Origin of the sequence: Amycolatopsis sp. SID8362, from assembly GCF_010550475.1 — a bacterium.
GTDB classification, from domain to species: Bacteria; Actinomycetota; Actinomycetes; order Mycobacteriales; family Pseudonocardiaceae; genus Amycolatopsis; species Amycolatopsis eburnea.
This window is the reverse complement of sequence record NZ_JAAGNB010001347.1, coordinates 1-392: the sequence shown is the minus strand read 5'-3', so window position 1 is coordinate 392 and position 392 is coordinate 1. Positions and strand designations below refer to the sequence as shown.

Sequence of the window (392 nt, the reverse complement as noted above, 5' to 3'; positions counted from 1 at the left end):
TGGAGTCCGAGCGGCTGGCGGTGTTCGAGGACTGCGTCGACGCCGAGCTCACCGCCGGGCGGCACGGGGAGCTGACCGGCGAGCTGCAGGCCATGATCACCGAGCACCCGCTGCGCGAACGGCTCGCCGCGCAGCTGATGATCGCGCTGCACCGGGCCGGGCGGCAGGGTGACGCGCTGGAGGTCTACCGGCGGCTGCGGGCGACCCTGATCGAAGAGCTCGGCGTCGAACCCGGCGCGGAGGCCCGCCGGGTGCACGCGGCCGTCCTGCGCGGCGAAGATCCCGTGCCGCGGTTGCCGCCGCCGGTCTGGCCGGTGTGCCAGCTGCCGCCGGACATCGGGGACTTCACCGGCCGCGACGCCGAACTCGCGGAGCTGACCGGGGTGCTGGGC

1 protein-coding gene is annotated in these 392 nt (G+C 75.5%); it reads left to right on the top strand.

Translation table 11 applies throughout. The features are described from left to right. The coding region (locus G3I65_RS41255) for an AfsR/SARP family transcriptional regulator (protein WP_160700895.1) at positions 1-392 on the top strand (392 nt) is incomplete at both ends.